The organism is Virgibacillus sp. M23 (genome assembly GCF_034190895.1).
Taxonomy (GTDB): domain Bacteria; phylum Bacillota; class Bacilli; order Bacillales; family Amphibacillaceae; genus Virgibacillus; species Virgibacillus salarius.
This window is the reverse complement of record NZ_JAWDHA010000178.1, coordinates 1-564: the sequence shown is the minus strand read 5'-3', so window position 1 is coordinate 564 and position 564 is coordinate 1. Positions and strand designations below refer to the sequence as shown.

Annotated in this window: 2 tRNA genes; both read left to right on the top strand. The window is 45.4% G+C overall.

Features of this window, described 5'->3' with window-relative positions:
- The first annotated feature begins 152 nt into the window (after window positions 1-152).
- A tRNA-Ile gene (locus RVS70_RS21910) sits at window positions 153-229 on the top strand.
- 20 nt (window positions 230-249) lie between these two features.
- Window positions 250-322, top strand: a tRNA-Ala gene (locus tag RVS70_RS21905).
- Window positions 323-564: the final 242 nt, after the last annotated feature.

Genomic DNA, 564 nt, shown 5'->3' with positions numbered 1-564 from the left:
AACAAGGTAGCCGTATCGGAAGGTGCGGCTGGATCACCTCCTTTCTAAGGATAATTACGGAACGCGAACCATTCTTTACGAATGGTTTGTAAGGACATACTTGGTTGTTTGGTTCAGTTTTGAGAGATCAATTCTCTACTACATAGTTAGATGGGCCTGTAGCTCAGCTGGTTAGAGCGCACGCCTGATAAGCGTGAGGTCGGTGGTTCGAGTCCACTCAGGCCCACCATCTATTATATATAAACACACGGGGCCTTAGCTCAGCTGGGAGAGCGCCTGCCTTGCACGCAGGAGGTCAGCGGTTCGATCCCGCTAGGCTCCATTTTTGTACCTTGAAAACTAAATAAGAGTAACAACGACATCAAACTAAAAGCGGAAGCGAATGTTTAGCGATGTACAGACTGGACTGACTCACAGGAGATAAAGAAAACACGATGAACGTAAGTGAATCGATGTTGACTTATCGTACGAAGAGGAAGGAAGTCATGCTAATCGCTATGAGCGGAAGCTAGAAAACCAAAAGTTAAGGCGATAAATAAGTACGCTTATTCATAGAAAGCTAGT